The 20,870-nt window shown below is 63.2% G+C and carries 22 protein-coding genes and 1 tRNA gene; 7 read left to right on the top strand and 16 right to left on the bottom strand.

Going from position 1 to position 20,870, the window contains the following annotated elements; all coding sequences use genetic code 11:
- Nucleotides 1-3: 3 nt before the first annotated feature.
- Together ptsP and EJ075_RS14355 are read right to left on the bottom strand one after the other, a co-directional pair.
- On the bottom strand, nucleotides 4-2,274 hold the full coding sequence (ptsP, locus tag EJ075_RS14360) for a phosphoenolpyruvate--protein phosphotransferase (RefSeq protein ID WP_126104785.1): 2,271 nt from the start codon (nucleotides 2,272-2,274) through the stop codon (nucleotides 4-6).
- 182 nt (nucleotides 2,275-2,456) lie between these two features.
- Nucleotides 2,457-3,710, bottom strand: coding sequence for an aspartate kinase (locus EJ075_RS14355; RefSeq protein WP_095486022.1), 1,254 nt, complete (start codon nucleotides 3,708-3,710; stop codon nucleotides 2,457-2,459).
- Nucleotides 3,711-4,045: 335 nt separating this feature from the next.
- Here EJ075_RS14355 and ubiG point away from each other — a divergent pair, with 335 nt between their 5' ends.
- Entirely contained in the window at nucleotides 4,046-4,795 is a 750-nt protein-coding gene (gene ubiG / locus EJ075_RS14350; protein WP_095486021.1) for a bifunctional 2-polyprenyl-6-hydroxyphenol methylase/3-demethylubiquinol 3-O-methyltransferase UbiG, read from the top strand.
- A 27-nt stretch (nucleotides 4,796-4,822) separates the two neighbouring features.
- On the opposite strand, the gene EJ075_RS14345 is transcribed toward ubiG, so the two are convergent.
- Nucleotides 4,823-5,752, bottom strand: coding sequence for a DMT family transporter (locus EJ075_RS14345; protein ID WP_126104784.1), 930 nt, complete (start codon nucleotides 5,750-5,752; stop codon nucleotides 4,823-4,825).
- A 101-nt stretch (nucleotides 5,753-5,853) separates the two neighbouring features.
- On the opposite strand from EJ075_RS14345, the gene EJ075_RS14340 reads away from it, so the two are divergent.
- Nucleotides 5,854-6,339: a MarR family transcriptional regulator gene (locus tag EJ075_RS14340; protein ID WP_126104783.1), complete on the top strand. Its 486-nt coding sequence runs from the start codon at nucleotides 5,854-5,856 to the stop codon at nucleotides 6,337-6,339.
- 4 nt (nucleotides 6,340-6,343) lie between these two features.
- Here the strand turns inward: EJ075_RS14340 and EJ075_RS14335 are convergent, their stop codons facing one another.
- The 4 genes from EJ075_RS14335 to EJ075_RS14320 are packed head-to-tail and all read right to left on the bottom strand — an operon-like array spanning nucleotide 6,344 to nucleotide 8,728.
- On the bottom strand, nucleotides 6,344-6,769 hold the full coding sequence (locus tag EJ075_RS14335) for a DUF1178 family protein (protein ID WP_126104782.1): 426 nt from the start codon (nucleotides 6,767-6,769) through the stop codon (nucleotides 6,344-6,346).
- Nucleotides 6,766-7,632 (bottom strand): carbon-nitrogen hydrolase family protein, encoded by an 867-nt coding sequence (locus tag EJ075_RS14330; RefSeq protein ID WP_095486036.1) that lies wholly within the window; start codon nucleotides 7,630-7,632, stop codon nucleotides 6,766-6,768. The genes EJ075_RS14335 and EJ075_RS14330 overlap by 4 nt, the downstream gene beginning before the upstream one ends.
- A 10-nt stretch (nucleotides 7,633-7,642) precedes the next feature.
- On the bottom strand, nucleotides 7,643-7,912 hold the full coding sequence (grxC, locus tag EJ075_RS14325) for a glutaredoxin 3 (protein ID WP_095486017.1): 270 nt from the start codon (nucleotides 7,910-7,912) through the stop codon (nucleotides 7,643-7,645).
- A gap of 30 nt (nucleotides 7,913-7,942) precedes the next feature.
- Nucleotides 7,943-8,728 (bottom strand): ComF family protein, encoded by a 786-nt coding sequence (locus tag EJ075_RS14320; RefSeq protein ID WP_095486016.1) that lies wholly within the window; start codon nucleotides 8,726-8,728, stop codon nucleotides 7,943-7,945.
- A 53-nt stretch (nucleotides 8,729-8,781) separates the two neighbouring features.
- Between EJ075_RS14320 and EJ075_RS14315 the strand changes: the two genes are divergently transcribed.
- Entirely contained in the window at nucleotides 8,782-9,654 is an 873-nt protein-coding gene (locus EJ075_RS14315) for a methyltransferase domain-containing protein (RefSeq protein WP_095486015.1), read from the top strand.
- Between the two features lie 32 nt (nucleotides 9,655-9,686).
- On the opposite strand, the gene EJ075_RS14310 is transcribed toward EJ075_RS14315, so the two are convergent.
- The 6 genes from EJ075_RS14310 to EJ075_RS14285 form a co-directional block, all read right to left on the bottom strand.
- On the bottom strand, nucleotides 9,687-9,866 hold the full coding sequence (locus EJ075_RS14310) for a Flp family type IVb pilin (RefSeq protein WP_095486014.1): 180 nt from the start codon (nucleotides 9,864-9,866) through the stop codon (nucleotides 9,687-9,689).
- 97 nt (nucleotides 9,867-9,963) lie between these two features.
- On the bottom strand, nucleotides 9,964-10,293 hold the full coding sequence (locus EJ075_RS14305; protein WP_126104781.1) for a hypothetical protein: 330 nt from the start codon (nucleotides 10,291-10,293) through the stop codon (nucleotides 9,964-9,966).
- Between the two features lie 120 nt (nucleotides 10,294-10,413).
- On the bottom strand, nucleotides 10,414-10,836 hold the full coding sequence (locus EJ075_RS14300) for a (deoxy)nucleoside triphosphate pyrophosphohydrolase (RefSeq protein WP_126104780.1): 423 nt from the start codon (nucleotides 10,834-10,836) through the stop codon (nucleotides 10,414-10,416).
- A complete protein-coding gene (locus EJ075_RS14295) occupies nucleotides 10,833-11,612 on the bottom strand; it encodes a GNAT family N-acetyltransferase (protein ID WP_206437549.1) in 780 nt (259 codons plus the stop codon). The genes EJ075_RS14300 and EJ075_RS14295 overlap by 4 nt, the downstream gene beginning before the upstream one ends.
- On the bottom strand, nucleotides 11,612-12,853 hold the full coding sequence (argJ, locus tag EJ075_RS14290; RefSeq protein WP_126104779.1) for a bifunctional glutamate N-acetyltransferase/amino-acid acetyltransferase ArgJ: 1,242 nt from the start codon (nucleotides 12,851-12,853) through the stop codon (nucleotides 11,612-11,614). Before argJ ends, EJ075_RS14295 begins: the two co-directional genes overlap by 1 nt.
- A 118-nt stretch (nucleotides 12,854-12,971) precedes the next feature.
- Nucleotides 12,972-13,208: a hypothetical protein gene (locus tag EJ075_RS14285; RefSeq protein ID WP_126104778.1), complete on the bottom strand. Its 237-nt coding sequence runs from the start codon at nucleotides 13,206-13,208 to the stop codon at nucleotides 12,972-12,974.
- Nucleotides 13,209-13,321: 113 nt separating this feature from the next.
- Between EJ075_RS14285 and EJ075_RS14280 the strand changes: the two genes are divergently transcribed.
- Entirely contained in the window at nucleotides 13,322-13,918 is a 597-nt protein-coding gene (locus EJ075_RS14280) for a TetR/AcrR family transcriptional regulator (RefSeq protein ID WP_126104777.1), read from the top strand.
- 16 nt (nucleotides 13,919-13,934) lie between these two features.
- Complete coding sequence (locus EJ075_RS14275; protein WP_245458153.1) at nucleotides 13,935-14,912, top strand: glycosyltransferase; 978 nt, start codon at nucleotides 13,935-13,937, stop codon at nucleotides 14,910-14,912.
- Between the two features lie 255 nt (nucleotides 14,913-15,167).
- On the opposite strand, the gene EJ075_RS14270 is transcribed toward EJ075_RS14275, so the two are convergent.
- Nucleotides 15,168-16,085 (bottom strand): peptidylprolyl isomerase, encoded by a 918-nt coding sequence (locus EJ075_RS14270; RefSeq protein WP_126104776.1) that lies wholly within the window; start codon nucleotides 16,083-16,085, stop codon nucleotides 15,168-15,170.
- A gap of 252 nt (nucleotides 16,086-16,337) precedes the next feature.
- On the opposite strand from EJ075_RS14270, the gene secA reads away from it, so the two are divergent.
- Nucleotides 16,338-19,070, top strand: a complete 2,733-nt coding sequence (gene secA, locus EJ075_RS14265; RefSeq protein WP_126104775.1) for a preprotein translocase subunit SecA — start codon at nucleotides 16,338-16,340, stop codon at nucleotides 19,068-19,070.
- 234 nt (nucleotides 19,071-19,304) lie between these two features.
- On the opposite strand, the gene EJ075_RS14260 is transcribed toward secA, so the two are convergent.
- A tRNA-Thr gene (locus EJ075_RS14260) sits at nucleotides 19,305-19,378 on the bottom strand.
- Nucleotides 19,379-19,638: 260 nt separating this feature from the next.
- Here EJ075_RS14260 and EJ075_RS14255 point away from each other — a divergent pair.
- Nucleotides 19,639-20,439 carry a hypothetical protein gene (locus EJ075_RS14255; RefSeq protein WP_126104774.1) on the top strand — a complete coding sequence of 267 codons (801 nt, stop codon included), beginning with the start codon at nucleotides 19,639-19,641 and terminating at the stop codon, nucleotides 20,437-20,439.
- Nucleotides 20,440-20,672: 233 nt separating this feature from the next.
- Here EJ075_RS14255 and EJ075_RS14245 read toward each other — a convergent pair whose 3' ends face one another.
- Nucleotides 20,673-20,870, bottom strand: a complete 198-nt coding sequence (locus tag EJ075_RS14245) for a hypothetical protein (RefSeq protein ID WP_126104773.1) — start codon at nucleotides 20,868-20,870, stop codon at nucleotides 20,673-20,675.

The raw sequence follows: 20,870 nt of genomic DNA, 5'->3' as shown, positions 1-20,870 counted from the left end.
AGTCTATAGCGGAATTGAGCGGTCGTCGGCAAAGGCCTGCAGCAGCGCCCGCATCGGCACTTTCTGGGACGGCGCCATGAGATTGTCGTCGAAAAACGCTTGCAGCTCGGCTAGCGGCAGTTCCGTCAGCATCGCCTTGACCGGACCGATCGAGGCCGGCGACATCGAGATCGATCGGTAGCCAAGGCCGATCAGCGCCATCGCCGAGATCGGCTTGCCGGCCAGTTCGCCGCACAAGGTCACCGGGGTATTATTGCGCACCCCGGCGTCGGCGACCTGTTTCAGAACGCGCAGGAATGGCGTCGACAGCGTGTCGAAACGGTCGGAGAGCTGCGTGTTGCCGCGATCGACCGCCATGACGAACTGGAACAAATCGTTCGAGCCGACCGAGACGAAATCGACGGCCTTCATCAGCTCGTCGAGCTGGAACAGCAGCGAAGGCACTTCCAGCATGGCTCCGAGCTTCAGGCTGGTCGGCAAATGATGGGCAAAACGCGACAGATGCCGCACCTCGCGGTCGACGATTTCGCGCGCCTGCGCGATCTCGCCGAGTTCCGTCACCATTGGCAGCATCAGCTTCAGTTCACGCCCGCCGCAGGCCTTTAGAAGCGCGCGGATCTGGGTGCGCAACAGGCCCGGCCGGTCGAGCGTCAAGCGGATGGCGCGCCAGCCGAGCGCCGGATTCTCTTCCTGGATCGTGTCCTTGAAGTAGGGCAGCACCTTGTCGCCGCCGATATCGATGGTGCGGAAGGTCACCGGCTTGCCGCGCGCCGCGTCGAGCACGTCACGGTAGAGCCGTTCCTGGGCTTCCGCACGCGGAAAGGTCGAAGCGACCATGAATTGCAGCTCGGTGCGGAACAGGCCGATGCCGGCGGCGCCCGCCTCGGCAAGCTGCGGCAGATCGACGGCCAGGCCCGCATTCATCAAAAGGTCGACCTGGACGCCATCCTTGGTCACCGACGGCTTCTTGCGCAGTTCGCGGTAGACCTCCTGCCGCCGCGCCCGGAAGCGGACCTTTTCGGCATAGGCGGCTTCGAGGTCGGGCTGAGGGCGCAGATGGATCGCGCCTTCTTCGCCGTCGACAATGATAGCGTCGCCGTTTTCCGCCATGGAAACGGCGCCCTTCATCTGGCCGGCGACCGGTATGCCCATAGCCCGCGCCACGATGACGACATGGCTGGTCGCCGCGCCGTCCTCCAGCACCACGCCGCGCAGCTTGTCTCTGGGATAATCGAGCAGTTCGGCGGCGCCCATCGAGCGGGCTACGATGATAGCGTCCTTCGGCAGCGAGGCCGCGACATCGTCCGGCCCGCGCCCCATCAACTGGCGCAGCAACCGGTTGGCCAGATCGTCGAAATCGCTCATCCGCTCGCGCAGATACGGATCGGTCATGTGCAGCATGCGGGCACGCATGTCGCTCTGCACTTTTTCCACCGCCGCTTCTGCCGTCAGGCCGTTGCGGATCGCCTCTTCCAGCCGGCGCACCCAGCCGCTGTCGTTGGCGAACATGCGATAAGCTTCGAGCACCTGGCGATGCTCGCCCTCGAAGGCGACTTCGCGGCGTTCCAGCATGTCGTCGATGGAGAGCCTGAGCGAACCGAGGGAAGCATCGAGCCGCTTGATCTCCTCTTCGCTGTCCTCGTTGAACAGATTGGTGACGACGATGCGCGGCTCGTGCAGCACGACATGACCAAGCCCGACGCCCTCGTTGAAGGACAGGCCGGTAAAGCTCACCGGGCGGCGCAGGTCGAGTTCGAGCCCGGGCCGGGTCAGCCGGGCAAGGTCGCCGGTGGCAATCATCTCGGCGATCACCATCGCCGTCGTTTCCAGCGCCTCGACCTCGTCGTCGCGATAGTGGCGCATGGTCTTGTTCTGGACGACCAGCACACCGAGCGTGCGCCCTGCCCTGAGCACCGGCACACCAAGGAAGGAATTATAGATCTCTTCCCCTGTCTCCGGCAGATAGGCGAAGGCGGGATGTTCCTGCGCGTTGGAGAGATTGAGCGGCCGTGCTGAGGCCGCGATCGTGCCGACGAGGCCTTCCCCCAGCCTGAGCTGCGCCAAATGGACGGCTTTCGGGTTCAAGCCCTCGGTGGCATAGAGTTCGAGCACCGAATCGGCGCGTAGCACATAAAGCGAGCACACTTCGGCGACCATGTTGGAGGCGATGTCGCGCACGATACGGTCGAGCCGCTCCTGCGGCTCCAGCGGCTCCTGCATGAGCTCGCGGAGCCGTTTCAGCAAAACGCGCGGGCCGCTGGCCGTATCACGCATCGCGGCTTGTTCTCCAATGGACATTCTGCCCGCCGCAGTTTCTCCCGCGGCCGGCGCTCACGCAACAACTCAATTAGAGCGCCATGCATCCAATTGGACGCACAAAGGACGCTCTAAGACTTTCGATCTGCTGCATCGTGCTTTCCGAGAATCGACTCCGATTTTCGGGCCGATGCAGTCTGCTACTGCTTATCCAGACCGTAGACGGAATGCAAAGTACGAACCGCAAGTTCGGTGTAGGGACCGTCGATCAGGATCGAAATCTTGATCTCGGAGGTCGTGATCGCGCGGATGTTGATCGCCTTGTCGGCCAGCGCCTTGAAGGCGGTGGCCGCAACGCCCGCATGGCTACGCATGCCGATGCCGATGACCGAGACCTTCGACATGCCGGCTTCCGACTGCACGACGTCGTAGCCGATCGTGGCCTTCAGCCGCTCGAGCACGGCAAGCGCCTTGTCGACATCGCCGGACGGCACGGTGAAGGTCATGTCGGTGAACTTGCCGTCCTCGGAAATGTTCTGGACGATCATGTCGACATTGATGTTGGCTTCGGCCAGCGGCCCGAAAATGCCGGCGGCGACGCCCGGCCGGTCGCCGACACGGCGCAGCGAAATCTGCGCTTCGTCCTTCGCGTAGGCAATTCCGGTGACGACCTGCTGTTCCACGATCTCTTCCTCGTCGCAAATAAGCGTTCCGGGCGGATTGAGCAAATCCCCCATTCCGGGCGCGTCGGGATCGTCGAAGGACGACCGCACGAAAGTACGCACCCTGTGCACCATGGCAAGCTCGACCGAGCGCACCTGCAGGACCTTGGCGCCGAGCGAGGCCATTTCAAGCATTTCCTCGAAGGAAATCTTGGCCAGCCGCCGCGCCTTCGGCTCGATGCGCGGATCGGTGGTGTAGACCCCGTCGACATCGGTATAGATGTCGCAGCGGTCAGCCTTGACCGCCGCCGCGATGGCGACGGCACTGGTGTCGGAGCCGCCACGGCCGAGCGTCGCGATGCGGTTGTCCGGCCCGATGCCCTGGAAACCCGCGACCACCGCCACCTGGCCCTCGCCGAAGCGCTTGATCAGGAACGCGCCGTCGATATCGAGAATGCGCGCCGCGCCATGCGCATTGTCGGTCTTGATCGGGATCTGCCAGCCTTGCCAGGAACGGGCATGGACGCCCATGTTCTGCAGCGCGATCGCCAACAGGCCGGCAGTCACCTGCTCGCCGGAGGCAACGACAGCGTCATATTCGCGTGCATCGTGCATGGGCGAGGCTTCGCGCGTCCATTGCACGAGCTCGTTGGTCTTGCCGGCCATCGCCGAGACGACCACCGCGACCTCATGGCCGGCATCGACCTCGCGTTTGACGTGGCGCGCCACATTGCGGATGCGGGCGATGTCGGCGACGGAGGTTCCGCCGAATTTCATCACGATGCGCGCCATGGAAGCGAAATGCCTTTGACTGGATGCCGGGCCGACGGCCGAAAAGCGGAAAGGGAGCGTCCGGCCGGGCCGGTCGCTGAATTCGCGGCCTCCTTAGCCAAATGCTTAGGGTTTCGCAAGGCATGCCGCCAGTTGCCGGTTGGGTGACGAGGCGCAGATCGCAGTCAGTGCCGCCTGGCATCATGAGCACTGGCCTGTCGACAGGCGAAATTGCTGCCTTGACATTCGCTGCCTCGCGACCGACTTCCTAGCGCACCAGAGCGCGATCAGCAAAAGTCGTATCCGGTTTTGCACCCGATCGCGCTCTGAACTTTTGAGTCTGCGGGAGACACGCCATGCCAGAACCCCGACGGTCGACGATCGATGCCGGAGAAGTGGAGCGCTTTTCCGCCCTTGCCGCCGAATGGTGGAATCCGAACGGCAAGTTCCGTCCGCTGCACAAGTTCAATCCGATCCGGCTTGCCTATATACGCGACCAGGTGGCGACGCGCTTCGGCCGCGACCCGCGTGCGGCGCGGCCGTTCGAGGGCCTGCGCTTCCTCGACATCGGCTGCGGCGGCGGGCTGTTGTGCGAGCCGATGGCGCGGCTTGGCGCCGAGGTGGTCGGCGCCGATGCATCCGCCACCAACATCGAAGTGGCCAAGCTGCATGCGGCGGAGGTCGGGGTGACGGTGGATTACCGTGCCACGACGGCGGAGGATCTGGCCGACGCCGGCGAGAAATTCGACGTCATCCTCAATATGGAAGTGGTCGAGCACGTCGCCGACATCGACCTGTTCGTCGCCAAATGCGGCGAGATGGTCAAGCCCGGCGGTATCATGTTCGTCGCTACCATCAACCGCACGCTGAAGGCGCTGGGCCTGGCCATCATCGGCGCCGAATATGTGCTGCGCTGGTTACCGCGCGGCACCCACCAGTTCGGTAAGCTGGTGCGGCCAGACGAGCTGGAAAAGGCGCTTGCCGGCGCTGGTCTGAGCATCATCGACCGCACCGGCGTCGCCTACAATCCGCTCGCCGACCGCTGGCAGCGGTCGAAAGACATGGACGTCAACTACATGGTGCTGGCGGAGAAGGCACCCGCCTGAACTTTGTCACGAAATGCCTGAACCTTCTCACGCCGCCACCTTTTCACCCGTCTGGTTCTGCGCCTTTGTGGTGATCTGGCTTTGCGCTTTGGTGGTGATGAAGACGCCGGCGGTGATGATGATAGCACCCGCCCAGGTCAGCAATTGATAGTGCTCGCCCAAAACGATCGTCCCGGCAAACAACCCGACCGCAGCCGCGACATAGCCGATCTGGCTAAGATAGACCGGGCCGCCGACCGCCTGCAGGCGGAAGAAGAAGGCGAACATCGCCGCGGCCGACGCGATCTGCCCGACGACCACCAGCGGCACGCCGCCGAGCAGGGCGAGCGACCCCCCGCCTTGCTGCATGAGGATACCGCCCAAAAGCAGCGCAGCCGCTGCCAGATGGCTGCCGACGGCAAGCTCGATCGGCCCGGTCCCTTCGGGCCAGTCGACGGTGCGGTAGATGTTGCCGGCGGCAAGGCTGACCGGGATGAGCAGCCCTATCGCTACCCAGAAAAATTCGGCCGGCTGTCCGGCCTCGCCGCGCGTCATCGCCACCATGACAGCACCGACGAAGCCGACGGCAATGCCGACAACACCGAGCAGGTTGGGACGGCGAACGCCGAGCAGGATCGAAAACACCAGCGTGATCACCGGCGACAGCGTGAACATGATGCCGGTATAGCCGGCACCGAGATGCGGAATGGCCGAGAACATCAAGAGATTGGGGAAGGCGTAGGACACTGCCGCGGTGACGAAGAAGTAGCGCAGTCTGTGCGGGGTAAGCCGGATGCGCTGCCCGCGCAGCAGCAAGGCGCACAGAAGCACGCCGCCGGCGCCGAGCGATATGACGAGGGCCCAGACCATGGCGGAAACGCCGGCTGCCGTCGCGATCTTGCCGAACGGCAGCGTCAGGCCGAGCAGCCCGCCGGTGACGATCAATAGGCCGAGCGCCGAATCCCAGAGAAATTTCATTTCGTAGCCCTTTCGCCTATTTGCGGCTCTTGGCCGGCATTGCATCTTCAGATAAGATAATACAAAGATTCTTAACGTCAAGATATTTAATGGTGAGATAGATGGATCGCGCAGCGAACGCCATCGAGCAGTGGAAAAGGGAACGGCCGGATTTGGATGTTTCGCCGATGGCCGTGCTTGGACGATTGAACGAGGCCTCTTCGCTGATAGCACGAGAACGCCTCGCTCCGCTGTTTGCTCGTTTCGGTTTGCAGACCGGGGAATTCGATGTGCTGGCGACGCTGCGCCGTTCCGGATCACCTTACGCGCTGACGCCAACTGCTCTCTATGAAGCGACGATGGTGACGTCGGGCGCAATGACCAACCGGCTCGATCGGCTCGAAAAGTTAGGATTGATCATGCGCGGGCCGCATCCCAACGATCGGCGCGGAATTGTCGTGCAACTGACCGACAAGGGCCTGACATTGATCGATGAGGCGGTCGCCGCCCATGTCGCCAACGAGCACGAGATACTCTCTGGCCTGACGCGCCAGGAGCAAGATACGCTTGCTCGCCTGCTTGAGAAATTGATCGGCAGCGTGAGATAACCTGTCAGTTCCGCTCGTCGGGAAAGCTTGGAATCGGCATGAATTCGACGCCGTCCTCTATCAGGCTCTTCGCCTCCTCCAGCGTCGCCTCGCCATAGATGCCGCGCGGATCGCTCTCGCCGAAATGGATCTTGCGCGCTTCCTCGGCAAACTTGTCGCCGACATAATCGGCGTTCTCGCGCACCTTCTCGGCCATGGCTTTCAGTTGCGCCAGCGCCTGCTTCTGGGCCTCGCCCATGGCGAGCGCGATTTTTTCCTGTTTGCGCCCGGTCGAGACGGCCGGCGCCATCAACGCCTTCTCGACCTTGTGCGAGCCGCAAGTCGGACAATCGACGAAGCCACGTTTCTTCTGGGTGTCGAAATCGTCATTACTGCGAAACCAACCCTCGAATTCGTGCTCGTGTTCGCAGATCAGGGAAAAGCGGATCAAGATGCTGCACCCCTAAGCGGCAGCGCCTCGGCCGATCCGCCGTTGACGGCAAAATCCCGCGCATTTTTCAGGTTCGGGATCTTCTTGCGCGCGGCGACCGACTGCGCTGGGTCGATCTCGGCGACGATCACGGCGGGCTCGTCATGCGCCGCCTCGGCGACGATACGGCCCCAGGGATCGACGATCAGCGAATGGCCATAGGTCTCGCGGCCGTCCTCGTGCAGTCCGCCTTGCGCCGCGGCGACGACATAGGCGCCGTTCTCGATGGCGCGTGCCCTGAGCAGCACATGCCAGTGCGCCTCGCCGGTCTGGCGGGTGAAGGCGGCGGGCACCGAAAGCAGGTCGGCGCCGGCCAGTGCCTCGGCGCGGAAGAGCTGCGGAAAGCGCAGATCGTAGCAGACGGCGAAACCCAGCCTCGCGCCATCGACCTCGGTAACGATGGCCTCGGTGCCCGGCTCGTAGGCGGCGGATTCGCGCCAGCTCTCGCCATTGTCGAGATCGACGTCGAACATGTGGATCTTGTCGTAGGTGGCTAATGTCGCGCCATCCGGCCCGAACAGAAGCGCGCGATTGGCGAGCTTGCCGTCGGCGCGCAGGATGGCGGTCGAGCCTATATGCAAGTAGACGCCAAGCTCTTTCGCCAGCTTGCGCGACGTCGAGACGATAATGTCCTTGTCCTCGGACGTGAAAGAGGCGGCCCGCGCCTGTTTGTCGCGGACCAGGGCACCGGTCATTTCCGGTGACTGGATATAGGTCGCGCCCTGGCTTGCCGCCTCGCGCACCAGCCGCTCGAGATCGACCGCGTTGTGCTCGGGGCTGGTGCCCGAACGCATCTGGATCGCCGCCGCCTTGAAAGCACCCATCGTCATATCCTTAAATCGTCGAGCCATTGGCGAGCAGACGGTCCAGCCGACCCTCCGCCTCCAGTTCGTGGAGATCGTCGGAGCCGCCGACATGTGTGTCGCCGATGAATATCTGCGGAAAGGTCGAGCGGCCGTTCGCGCGGGAGATCATTTCCTGGCGCAGTTCTGGGGAGAAGGAGGCGTCGTGCTCGGTGTAGGCGACGCCCTTGCGCTCGAGCAGCCGCTTGGCCGCCGCGCAATAGCCGCACATCACCCGTGTATAGATCGTCACGTCGACCATCGGTCAGCAATCCTGCCTTGTCTCAAAATCTTATATAGTCGCGGACTCGTCGGCCCGAAAGTCCCCCGGCAGCACGCGCGCAAAGGTCAGCACGTCGACGGTCCCGGCACCGCCCTTCTTCAGCGCCTTGGCGACCGCGCGGACAGTGGCGCCGGTGGTATAGACATCGTCGATCAAGAGCACCCGGCGGCCGGCGATCTCGATCTCCGCCTCCTCGGGCACTCTGAATGCGGCACGCACATTCTCCTCGCGTTCCCGCCGCTCCAGCCCGACCTGCTGACGGGTGAGCTTGACGCGCCTGACCGCTGAGGGCGCGAAAGGCAGGCTGCCAAGCTGCGATACCGCCCTTGCCAGCTCCGCCGACTGGTTGAACTGACGCCTGAAAAAGCGCCGCCAGTGCAGCGGCACCGGCACAACCACATCGGCTTCCGCGATCAGTTCGGCGCCGGCGCGCAGCATCCAGCGCGCCATCCACGGCGCCAGATCGGTGCGATCCTGGTATTTCAACCCTTGCACCATCTGGCGGGCGACACCGGAGTAAGCGACCGCGGCCCGCGCGCGCTCGAAGGGCGGCGGGTCGGCGATCGCCTCGGCCGACAGGAACCCCTCGCCCATGTGATGGATGAACGGTGTGCCCATTACCGGGCACCAAGGCCGTTCCAGGAGCCTGAGCTTCGGCCAGCAGGCGCCGCACAGCACGCCGGGCTGCGAGACATGCCGGCGGCAGCCGGCGCAAACCGGCGGAAACAGGATGCGCGCCGGCCAGTCCAATGCCTTTCGGGCGATACTCTTGATATCTGGCATTGGATCGGCCACGTGATTGGTTCTCCGCCACCCTATATCAGAGAGCGGAAACCAGGAACCAGCCGTTGCAGCCCATAGTCGACACCTCTCTCTGGCTGACGCACAAGCGCCGGGCCCTTGCCCGTCCGGCTGCGGGTGCGGATTTCCTGATGTGGCGGGCAGCCGAAGAGCTTGCCGACCGGCTGGGCGCCGTGGAGCGTAAATTTGACAGAGCGGCCGTGCTGTTTTGCCAGACGCCGGCGGCCGTCGACGTGCTCGCGACAAGCGGCAAAGTGACGGACATCGCGCGCGTGGAGGCGGATGCGGCGTTCCTGGACAATGCCGCGGGATTGGTGGCGCCGCTGGAGACCGTGCCGTTCGAGCCGGAAAGCCTCGACCTCGCCGTGTCTCTTTTGTCCCTTCAGGCAATGAACGACATTCCCGGCATGCTGGTGCAGATCCGCCGCGCGCTGAAGCCGGACGGTCTTTTCCTCGGCGCTTTTGCCGGCGCCGGTACGCTTTCCGAGCTGCGCGAAAGCCTGCTCGCCGCCGAGACCGAGCTTTATGGCGGCGCCAGCCCGCGCGTCATCCCGTTCACCGACGTGCGTGACGCCGGGGCGCTTCTGCAACGCGCTGGCCTGGCTTTGCCGGTCGCCGACGTCGAGACGGTGACGGTGCGCTACGATTCCCTGTTCGGCGTGATGGCGGACCTGCGGGCGATGGGCGAGACCAGCGCGCTCATCGACCGTAGCAGGCGACCTGGGACGCGAAGGCTGTTTGCCCGCGCCGCCGAAATCTATGCCGAGCGATTTTCGGATGCCGATGGCCGCGTCAGGGCGAGTTTCCCGATCGTCTGGATGTCAGGCTGGGCGCCCGACGCCTCGCAGCAAAAGCCGCTGAAGCCCGGCTCGGCGAAAATCTCGCTGAAGACCATACTGGAAAATCCCGAAGGGCACTGACCGGATCTTCGGATGCGGGTGCCCGGTCGTGATCACTGCGCGAAAGCGTTCACAAGCCTGCTGTTGTTGTCGCTGAACAGCCATTTGAGGGCATCGAACACCTGACCGGCCCCGGCAACGATGGCGAGCGACAGCACGGTCACGATGACGCCGTATTCTATGACCGTCGCGCCGGTCTCGTCTTCCAAAAACCGTTGCAACAATGTTTTCATGGCCGTCGATCCCGCCTGCCGGAACCCTAGTGCCGACCTGTTAAGAAAGGTTAATGGCACAGGCTTAACAGGCGATGAAACGACGCTTTAAGGGATGTCAGCAGTCGCCGCTGCGCTTGCCATTGTCGCGTATCACGCAGACCGAACTGGGCAACGGCTGCAGCACGCTCCTGCGCAGTGTGTAGGTATGGGCGATCGAGCCCGTGCTTCCAATCGACCCCGTGCTCATCCTGTCGAGGCCGCCGGCAAACCCATCGCGGGCGGACTGCAATCGCGTCCGGCTGTCAAGGAATGGCGTCGCGATCAAGGCCAGCGCCACCGCAGCCGAGCCGAACAGCAGCGTGATCCGCAATATGCCCATGCCAGCATGAACAGCGCTATCACGGCGGTCGGGCCGGATCGAATCCCAGTCCTTGTCGAGGCTCATGCAGTCGCTCTCCGGCGAAGGCCTGGACATGGCCTTCCCTCGATTTCCATGCCGTCAATTTTTCACGGCAAGATAAATCTTGCATTAACGCTGTCTAAAATCAGGCAGTGACGGCGCAAATCACAGAAGATCGATGAGGAACTGGATCAGCGGCGCGTCGGCCGGCGGCATCGGAAAATCGCGCATCTGGCGCGGCCGCACCCATTTCAGCACCTGCCCCTCCTTCGGCTGCGCGATGCCGCGGAAGCGGCGGCAGACGAACAGCGGCATCAGCAGGTGAAAATCATCGTAGGAGTGGCTGGCGAAGGTGAATGGCGCCAGGCAGGGAATATCGGTCTCGATGCCGATTTCCTCGTACAACTCCCGGATGAGGCATTCTTCCGGCGTCTCGCCGGGCTCGACCTTGCCGCCCGGAAACTCCCACAGGCCGGCGAGCTGCTTGCCTTCGGGCCGCTGCGCCAGAAGCACGCGGCCGTCGGCATCGACCAGCGCGCAGGCTGCGACCAGGAGCAGGCGCTTGCCGGCAGGGTTCGCGTCGGTCATGCGCCGGGCGGCCGGCGATAGTGGTAACGATAGACTTCATCGAACCCGAGCGAACGATAGAGCGCCAGCGCCGGCGCATTGTCGGCCTCGACCTGCAGCCAGGCTTCCCGGGCGCCGCGCAGCCGTGCCCATTTCAGCGCCGACAGGACGAGATGGCGGCCATGGCCCTTGTTGCGCACCGATTTGTCGGTGGCGATCTCGAACAGTCCGGCAAGATCGCCATCATGGACGCAGATCAGCGTCGCCAGCGGCTCGGTGCCCTCTTCGAGCGCGAACAGCCCGGCTTCCGGCTGGATGGCGCCGATGATCTCCGACAGGCCCGGCCGCAACGACACATCCGAGCCGCTCACCTTGAGCGACGCCCCGATGAAGCGGCTGATGTCCTTCAGCGGGATCTGGTCCATGGCGGCGTCGAGCTGGGCGTCCGCGAGCGGCAGCCGCATGACCAGCGATTCGTCGAATGTGCTCCAGCCTTCGCTGTCGAGATGTTTGGAAAGAACCGGCCCCGACAGCGGCGATATGCGAAAGGTCAGCGGCCGGCCATAGGCGTCGAAACGGCGGCTGGCGCGGCCGATGCGCTCAGCAATGTGCTGGATGTCGCCCGGATCGAGCGGGTTGACCGAATTCAGCCGCTTGGCCGGGTGGCCCGCCGTCAGCCGCACCACCCAGGTGCCGTCATAATGGACGGCCGCCGCCGGCCAGGCGCGAAAGCCGGCCGCCTCGTAGCGCCGCACGATGGCAAGCACGCTTGCCGGATGTCTGGAAACCAACGCCATCAGCTCCGATAATCGCCGTTGATGGCGACATATTCCTTGGTGAGGTCGCAAGTCCACACCGTCGCCTTGCCGCGGCCGATGCCGATATCGGCACGGATGCGGATCTCGTCGCGCTTCATGTAGGCCGATGTCGCCTCTTCGGAGTAGGCGGCATCGCGCTCACCCTCATGCGCCAGCCTGTTGTCGCCGAACCAGATCGACAGAAGGTCGCGGTCGGCCGGTTCGCCGGCCTTGCCAATGGCCATGACGACGCGGCCCCAATTGGCGTCCTCGCCGGCGACTGCCGTCTTGACCAGCGGCGAATTGGCGATCGACAGCGCGATGCGCTTGGCCGAGCGGGCCGATTTTGCGCCGGTGACGGTGACCTCGACCTGCTTGCGGGCGCCCTCGCCGTCGCGCACCACTTGCAGGGCCAGCGATTTCAGCACCTTGCCGAGCGCGCGGCGGAAGGCGCCGAGGCGCGCATCCCCGGCATCCGTGATATCGGGCGCGCCGCGCCTGGCGGCCGTGCCGGTGGCGAACATCAGCAGCGTGTCGCTGGTCGAGGTATCGCTGTCGACGGTGACCGCATTGAAGGTCTTGGCGGTGCCGCGCGACAAAAGATCCTGCAGCACAGGCGCCGCGATCGGCGCGTCGGTGGCGATGAAGGAGAGCATCGTCGCCATGTCGGGCGCGATCATGCCGGCGCCTTTGGCAATCCCGTTGATGATGACGTCGGCGTCGCCGAGCTTCACCGTCGCGGTCGCCAGTTTCGGATAGGTGTCGGTGGTCATGATCGCCTTGGCGGCTTCGGTCCACAGATCCGGTCTGCCGTCCTTGACCAGTCCGGCGAGCAAATGGCTGAACTTGCCGGCATCCAGCGGCTCGCCGATGACGCCGGTCGAGGCCAGAAACACCTCCTCCGGCGCGCAGCCCGCAGCCTTGGCTGCAGCCTCGCCGGTCATTGCCGTGGAGGCTCGGCCCTTCTTGCCGGTGAAGGCATTGGCGTTGCCGGAGTTGACGACCAGGACGCGCGCCTTGCCCTGCCCAAGGTTCTGCCGGCAGAAATCGACCGGCGCCGACGGGCATTTCGACGTGGTGAACACGCCGGCGACCGTGGTGCCGGCATCGAAGACCATGGTCAGCAGGTCGGTACGGTTCTTGTACTTTATCCCGGCCTCGGCTGTGGCGATGCGGGCGCCCTCGATATCAGGCATTTTGGGATATTTCTTCGGCGCGAGCGGCGAAATCGTGGCTGACATGAAGACCTCGGGCGGGAAAAACGCAAGGGAACGCCGGTTTGCCCGATAGCGGGCGCCGGCGCAAGGGCGTTTTCCCGACCGTTGCGGGCGGCGCTAAACTGCCGGCGGCTCGCCTGCTTTATTGGGCAGGATTGAGGAACCTCCGGAACGTCCTCTGCACGCCCGGAATGAGCCCCCAGATCATGATCGAGACCATCAAGGGGGCGATGACCAGCGTGCGCTGCCAGATTTCCCACTCTTCGGTCAGCGGGAACACCGCATAGAGGATGGCTGTGATCAGCGGATAGACGCCAGCAAGCACCAGCAGTGCAAAGCGAGGGCGCGAGAAGCGGCTGGCGGCAGCAGTCGAGGTCATTGCTCTCTCCTTATCGTTACGAAACGTTCCGTTATATAAAACGAACCGTTTCGTTTCGTCAAGCGGTCGTATATGAATGCTGAGGGGAAACTTGCCGGCAAGGAAAATGGTGGATGGGTGAAGACGCAGATCAGGCCCGCAAGTCAATTGGCGCGCGGCGCAACCCCGACAGCGCCGACGCCATTCTCGACGCCGCCGAGGCGGTGCTGGTCGAGGCCGGCTATTCCGGCTTCTCGATCGAAGCGGTGGCGCGGCGGGCGCGTGCTGGAAAGCCCACGATCTATCGCTGGTGGCCGAGCAAGGCCGCTTTGCTCTTCGACGTCTATCAGCGGCTCAAGCGCGTCGAGAATCCCGATACCGGAAACCTCGAGGATGATCTTGTCGGCTTCCTGAAGAACCTGTTCTCACACTGGCGTGAAACATCGTCAGGCAGCGTCTTCAGGTCGCTGATCGCCGAGGCGCAGTCGGATGCGACTGTTGCCGCCGTCCTAGTCGAATACACGAAAGGACGTCACGCGCATACCGGCCGGATGATCGAACGCGCCAAGGCAAGAGGCGAAGTGGCGGCCGACGTCGATCCCATGCTCGTCGCCGACCTGGTCGCCTCCTTTGCCTGGACGCATCTTTTGACCAATCGCCTCGACGAAGACGAAACGACCATACGCAAAGCGGTCCGCTATGTGATACAAGGCATCGCTCACAAGCGTTGACAGGGGGATCGGCGGCTTGCTTGAAAGAACATCTCCAGTGCTGCCCGTCAGCCTGATCATCGTGTCAGACTATCTGACGGCCGACGGCGACGCGGAATTGCGGCGCTCGCTGCGCGCCTACGCGCAGGACACGCACGGCGTGCCGGCCGAGATTGTCATCATGCTGCCCAGCGGCCCTGCTTCAGAAAGCGGGCCTACCTCAAAAAATGAACATGCCTCCGCAATCGAGGCCGAGCTTGCCGGCAAGGCATATCTCTGCCCGTCGGTGATCGTAGCCACGCATGACAGCGACGAATCCTCGCAACTGAAGGACGCTGCGCTGTCATATTGCCGCCATGACCTCGTTGCGGTGGTCGAGGCCGATTGCCTGCCCGGTCCGGGATGGTTGGCGGCGTTGAACGAGACCGTCGAGAAAAACCCGAAGCTCGACGCGGTTTCAGGACGGACCAGCTACGGCGAAGAGAGCATGATGAAAAGGGTGATGTCGCTGCTCGACCGCGGCTTCATCGAGCGCCGCAACAGACTTGGCCAGATCATTCATGCCAGCAACAATGGCGCGCTTTATCGACGGTCGGTGCTTGAGCAATATCATTTCGAGGCCGACCATGGACCCTTCATCAGCTCGCATCTGCGCCAGCACGCTATGCTGAGGGATGGCGTGGCGATGGAGCTTGCCGCTCAAGCCGTCTCGATCCACGCCTATGAGGGACTAGGGTTCATCTGGGATGTCCGGCGCAACAAGGGCTACCAGTTCGCGCGGATGCTGCTGCGCAGGAAGCGTCGCTTTTCAAGGCTCGGCCTGGCCGTTCGCGCCGTGGCGACATCGTTCAAGGAAAACCGCCAGACCGCGCAAGCCGTGGGCAATGAGTTCTGCCGATGGACGGACTGGCCGCTGTTCTGGGCAATGATGCTTCTGGTGCGGATCCCGGAATTCGCCGGCGCACTCGCCGCCGGCGATCCGGCGGCATTCAAGGCGTCGACGCACTATAGGTAAAGCGATCTCGGCGCCGCGCTCCTTTCCTTCTCCCCTTGTGGGAGAAGGTGGATTGGCGCGCAGCGCCAAGACGGTTGAGGGGTGTTGGACGGAGCGCTGTTGGTGCCAAGCTGGAACACCCCTCATCCGACCGAGCTTCGCTCGGCCACCTTCTCCCACAAGGGGAGAAGGGAAGACCTGACGCCAACGCCCCATAAGGTGGCGGGCAACTCAACCCTAAACCGACGGCCCTGCTTACCCTAGCCTCACGTTGGACTACTTGGTGTTTTCCAGCGCGTCGACCGTCTTCTTCAGCTTTTCGTCCGGGATCTCGACTTTGGCGTCGGCGCGCAGCGTCTTGACCAGCGCGATATACTTGTCGCGGATGACCGCCTGACGGGCCTGATCCTTGACAGCGTCGAAAGCCGGCGGCTGCTTGGTCCGCTTGTCCTCGACCTTGATGACGTGCCAGCCGAACTGCGTTTGCACCGGCTGCTCGGTGTATTTGCCGACCGCCAGCGCGGAGGCCGCCTTGTCGAATTCCGGCACCATCTGTCCAGGACCGAACCAGCCGAGGTCGCCGCCGCTGGTCTTGCCGCTCGGATCGCTGGTGTGCTCATTGGCGAGCTTCTGGAAATCGGCGCCGCCATCGAGCTGCTTGATGATCGCGTCGGCCTCTTCCTTCGTCTTCACGAGGATGTGACGGGCATGCACCTCGTTGGTCGGCGGTGTGTTGGCGATTTCCTGGTCGTAGCGGGCGCGAACCTCGGCATCCGTGACCTTGTCGACGACATCCTTCTCGACCATTTCGCCATGCAGGGCGCGCTGCTGCAGGAACGCCATGCGGCGCTGGAAGTCGGGATCCTTGTCGAGGCCGCTGGTGACCGCTTGGGTTGCCATGACCTTGATTTCGATCGCCGCCGACAGCGCGGCGGCGCGGCGCTGTTCGGGCGGCATCTGCGCGAACTGCTGCGACAGCTCGCCTTCGGCAAGCGCAAGGTCTGCCTCGGTCAGCGTCTGGCCGTTGATCGTGGCGACCACGGCGTTCGGATCGACCGGCGCGGCCGGCTGGGCGGGGGCGGCCGGTTGGGCGGGGGCGGTGTCCTGCGCCATCAGCGGCGACAGCGATAGGGCCGACAGCCCGAATGCCAGGCCGAGGCTGGCGAGCGACGCGCGGCGGAACAATAAGGACATACGATTAACTCCAATGGGGGATAGCTAGAGCGGGATGGCTTCAAGACCAGCCAGATTGTGGCGGAATTTGGCGCGGTCGACAGGGCGAGCGCGGCGTTGACATCGATTGAGCCCCCTCTTATCTGTCCAACGACTTTGCGTCCAGAACCGTTTTCCGGGCGCTACTTGCGTTTGTCCGCGTTTCACGTGGATTTGATGGGGCCGGCCGGCACCCGTCGCAACGACTTGGAATGCTATCGAAAGGGCCATTGAATGGTCAGTTTTGGCGGTCTCGCCCGTAAGGTTTTCGGCTCCTCCAACGATCGTCGGGTCAAATCGACCCGGCCGCGCGTCGAGGCGATCAACGCCATGGAAAACGAGATGCGGGCGCTCTCCGACGCCGAGCTGACGGCCCGCACGGAAAAATTCCGCCAGGACGTCGCCAACGGCGCCTCCCTCGATGATCTGCTGGTGCCGGCCTTCGCCACCGTGCGCGAGGCAGCGCGCCGCGTGCTCGGCATGCGCCCGTTCGACGTGCAGCTGATCGGCGGCATGGTGCTGCACAATGGCGGCATCGCCGAGATGCGCACCGGCGAGGGCAAGACGCTGGTCGCCACGCTGCCCGTCTATCTCAACGCGCTCGCCGGCAAAGGCGTCCATGTCGTCACCGTCAACGACTATCTTGCCACGCGCGACTCCGAATGGATGGGCCGTGTCTACAAATTCCTCGGCCTGACCGTCGGCGTCATCGTCCATGGCTTGTCCGACGAGGAACGCAGCGCCGCCTACGCCGCCGACGTCACCTACGCCACCAACAACGAGCTCGGCTTCGACTATCTGCGCGACAACATGAAATTCGAGCGCGCTCAGATGGTGCAGCGCGGCCATAGCTACGCGATCGTCGACGAGGTCGATTCGATCCTGGTCGACGAGGCGCGCACGCCGCTGATCATTTCCGGTCCGCTCGAGGACCGCTCGGAAATGTACAACACCATCGATGCCTTCATGCTGAAGCTCGAGCCGGCCGACTATGAGATCGACGAAAAGCAGAAGACCTCGATCTTCACCGAGGAGGGCACCGAGAAGCTGGAAAACCTTTTGCGCGACGCCGGCCTGCTCAAGGGCGAGTCGCTCTACGACGTCGAGAACGTCGCCATCGTCCATCACGTCAACAACGCGCTGAAGGCGCACCAGCTGTTCCAGAGGGACAAGGACTATATCGTGCGCAACGGCGAGATCGTCATCATCGACGAGTTTACCGGCCGCATGATGCCCGGCCGCCGCTATTCGGAAGGCCTGCACCAGGCGCTCGAAGCCAAGGAGCACGTGGCAATCCAGCCGGAGAACCAGACGCTCGCCTCCGTCACCTTCCAGAACTATTTCCGCCTCTACAAGAAGCTCGCCGGCATGACCGGGACGGCGCTGACCGAGGCCGAGGAATTCGGCAACATCTACGGCCTCGAAGTCACCGAGATCCCGACCAACCTACCGGTGGTCCGCATTGACGAGGACGACGAGGTCTACCGGACCGTCGAGGAGAAGTACAAGGCGATCGTCAAGGAGATCAGGGAGGCGAGCGCCAAGGGCCAGCCGACGCTGGTCGGCACCACCTCCATCGAAAAATCCGAGCAGCTCGCCGAGCGCCTGCGCAAGGAAGGCTTCAAAGATTTCGAGGTGCTGAACGCCCGCCACCACGAGCGCGAAGCCGCGATCGTCGCCCAGGCCGGCAAACCCGGCGTCATCACCATCGCCACCAACATGGCCGGCCGCGGCACCGACATCCAGCTCGGCGGCAATGCCGACATGCGCATCGCCGAGGAGCTTGGCGACATGCCGGCCGGTCCCGAGCGCGAAGCCAAGGAAAAGGAAATCCGCGAGGACGTGCAGCGGCTGAAGGAAAAGGCACTGGCCGCCGGCGGCCTCTACGTGCTCGCCACCGAACGCCATGAATCGCGCCGCATCGACAATCAGTTGCGCGGCCGCTCAGGCCGCCAGGGCGATCCCGGCCGGTCGAAGTTCTTCCTGTCGCTGCAGGACGATCTGATGCGCATCTTCGGCTCCGAGCGCATGGACGGCATGCTGCAGAAGCTCGGCCTCAAGGAAGACGAGGCGATCATCCACCCCTGGATCAACAAGGCGCTGGAAAAGGCGCAGAAGAAGGTCGAGGCCCGTAACTTCGACATCCGCAAGAACCTGCTGAAGTATGATGACGTCTCGAACGACCAGCGCAAGGTGGTGTTCGAGCAGCGCCTCGAGCTGATGGACGGTGAAGGCCTGTCGGAGACCATCGCCGAGATGCGCGAGGGCGTCATCGACGAGATCGTCGCCAAGGCTATTCCCGAAAACGCCTATGCCGAGCAGTGGAACGTCGCCGGCCTCAAGGCCGAGGTCGCCGAATTCCTCAATCTCGACCTGCCGATCGAGGACTGGGTCAAGGAAGAGGGCATCGCCGAGGACGACATCCGCGAACGCATCGCCCAGGCTGCCGAGACTGCCGCCAAGGAGCGCGCCGAGCGCTTCGGCCCCGACGTGATGACCTATGTCGAGCGTTCCGTGGTGCTGCAGACGCTCGACCATCTGTGGCGCGAGCACATCGTCAACCTCGACCATCTGCGCTCGGTCGTCGGCTTCCGCGGCTATGCCCAGCGCGACCCGCTGCAGGAATACAAGGGCGAGGCGTTCGAGCTGTTCCAGGCAATGCTGGGCAATCTGCGCCAGGCCGTCACCGCGCAGCTGATGCGCGTCGAGCTGGTCCGCCAGGCCGCCGAAGCGCCGCCGCCCGAGACGCCCGACATGTTCGGCAGCCATATCGACGGCACCACCGGCGAGGACGATTTTAACGGCGGCGAGACCGGGCTTCTGGTTCGCCAGGAGACCAACACCATCGTCGCCCCCGAAAACCGCGACCCCAACAACCCCGCCACCTGGGGCAAGGTCGGCCGCAACGAGGCCTGCCCGTGTGGTTCGGGGAAAAAGTACAAGCATTGTCATGGAGCGTTTGCGTAAGCACCCACTTCCCTTCTCCCCGTTCACGGGGAGAAGGTGCCCGAAGGGCGGATGAGGGTCGGCGCGAACGTTCGCGATCAGCCAATCTCCCCACTTGAGGGAGATATCAGGCAGGCCAGAAGGGGGCGCTGTCCCGCCGACATGCTTAGTGTCAAGCATTGAATTCACATCAATCATTGATTCACAAACGGCTGTCACTATGTTAAGCAGCGACAGCCGTAGTGATTTGGTGGGAGCGCTCGACAGGACTCGAACCTGCGACCGGGAAGCTACGAAACTCCAGCTCTATCCAACTGAGCTACGAGCGCGAAGCGGACGGCCCGAAAGCCGCCGCCCGATGTTGCCGACCTAAAGCCGTTGCGTCCCCTGATCCGGTGCGCAGCGGCTTTTCTATTTGGAAGGGCCGCAGCCGCCGGTCGGCGCTACGCTTTGGCCCGGGAATCTTCTCGTCGTCATTGGTTACCTCGCTGCTTCCAAGACATATATGGGACATATGTCTGATTCGGTCAAGCGAAATACCTTGACCAAATACCTCTTTCCGCATATATGTCAGGAAAGGAGGTGCCATATGGCTACAGTTACGGAAGAAACAAAGCGTTCAGCCGGGCGGAGCGCCGGTTACCCATTCATCCCGCTCGGCAAGGCTGTGGAGCGTGCCGGCGAATTGCGCAAGGCTGTCGGCAAGTCTGACACTCGAATGCTCAGCGCAATGCACCATTGGGGATATGGGCCGAAGAGCAGCGGGGGGATCCAGACTGTCGCCGCTCTCAAGCACTTCGGGCTTCTTGAGGACAGCGGAAGCGGCGAAGACCGGCGGGTTAAGCTAACCGAACGCGCGTTGCGAATTTTGCTTGATGAGCGACCCAACTCGGCGGACCGCGCCGACCTTATCAAAAGGTGCGCTATCACGCCCAAAATGCATCAGGAAATGTGGCAGCGATGGGACCGGGAGCTACCAGTTGATGAAGAAATTCGGCACTATCTGATATTCGACCGGGACTTCAATGAGAACGGTGCCCGCGACCTTATTGCCGAGTACAAAGCCACTCTTGGCTATGCAGGACTCCTCGATTCTGATAGTTTGCCTCCTCAAGACGCGGACATAATTGAGCCGCACGAGCCTAAAGAGGAGGCGTCGATGGAGAAGAAATTCACCGAAATGCGTCGGCAGCCGGCGCACAGGTTCTTTGGCGGTGGAGAGGGTGTTTCTGTAGCGCCAGCCGTTGTCGCGGAGGGCACGTCATCGCTCGTACTATACAACGACCGCATCCGCATTACCGCCGATGTAGACCTGGAAGGAGCGAAGGAGCTAATGCGCAAACTACAAAAGCGCATCGATTTGCTCGAAGAGGAAAAGGGGCCGAACTAGCCCCCTTTCTCCAACGTGTGTCTGCCGCCTTCTTGGCAATCTCCGCGCGCCGCTCTGGCCTCATGTTCTGGGCGCGCTTCTTTCCGCCCTTCGCGCCGAGGCTCCTTGGCAGCGGGGTCTTTGCCATCAATCACGTCGTCAGCTTCCCTCGCCTGTCACAATGCGCATGACGCCGACGGCGGTGCCGATCACGTCGGCGGGGCGCTTCTGGCCTTTAGATCCGGTGGGCATTCCTAGTTCTCCGCATGGCTAAAGACGACAGCGCCGTTGTCCTTACGAACTTCAACGGACACGATTCCATCGTCACCCTTTCGGGTTTGGAACATGGAGGTTGCATGATATTTCGCGGTCTTCTCGTCGTCGAAGATCACCTTGTCGACGATGCCCTGCCTTCCATACCAGATGACAGTGTAGACCATTGTTGCTGCCAT

Source organism: Mesorhizobium sp. M6A.T.Cr.TU.016.01.1.1 (assembly GCF_003952585.1).
Classification (GTDB): Bacteria; Pseudomonadota; Alphaproteobacteria; order Rhizobiales; family Rhizobiaceae; genus Mesorhizobium; species Mesorhizobium mediterraneum.
Note: the sequence above shows the minus strand (reverse complement) of the source record. Positions and strands in the feature narration are given on the sequence as shown.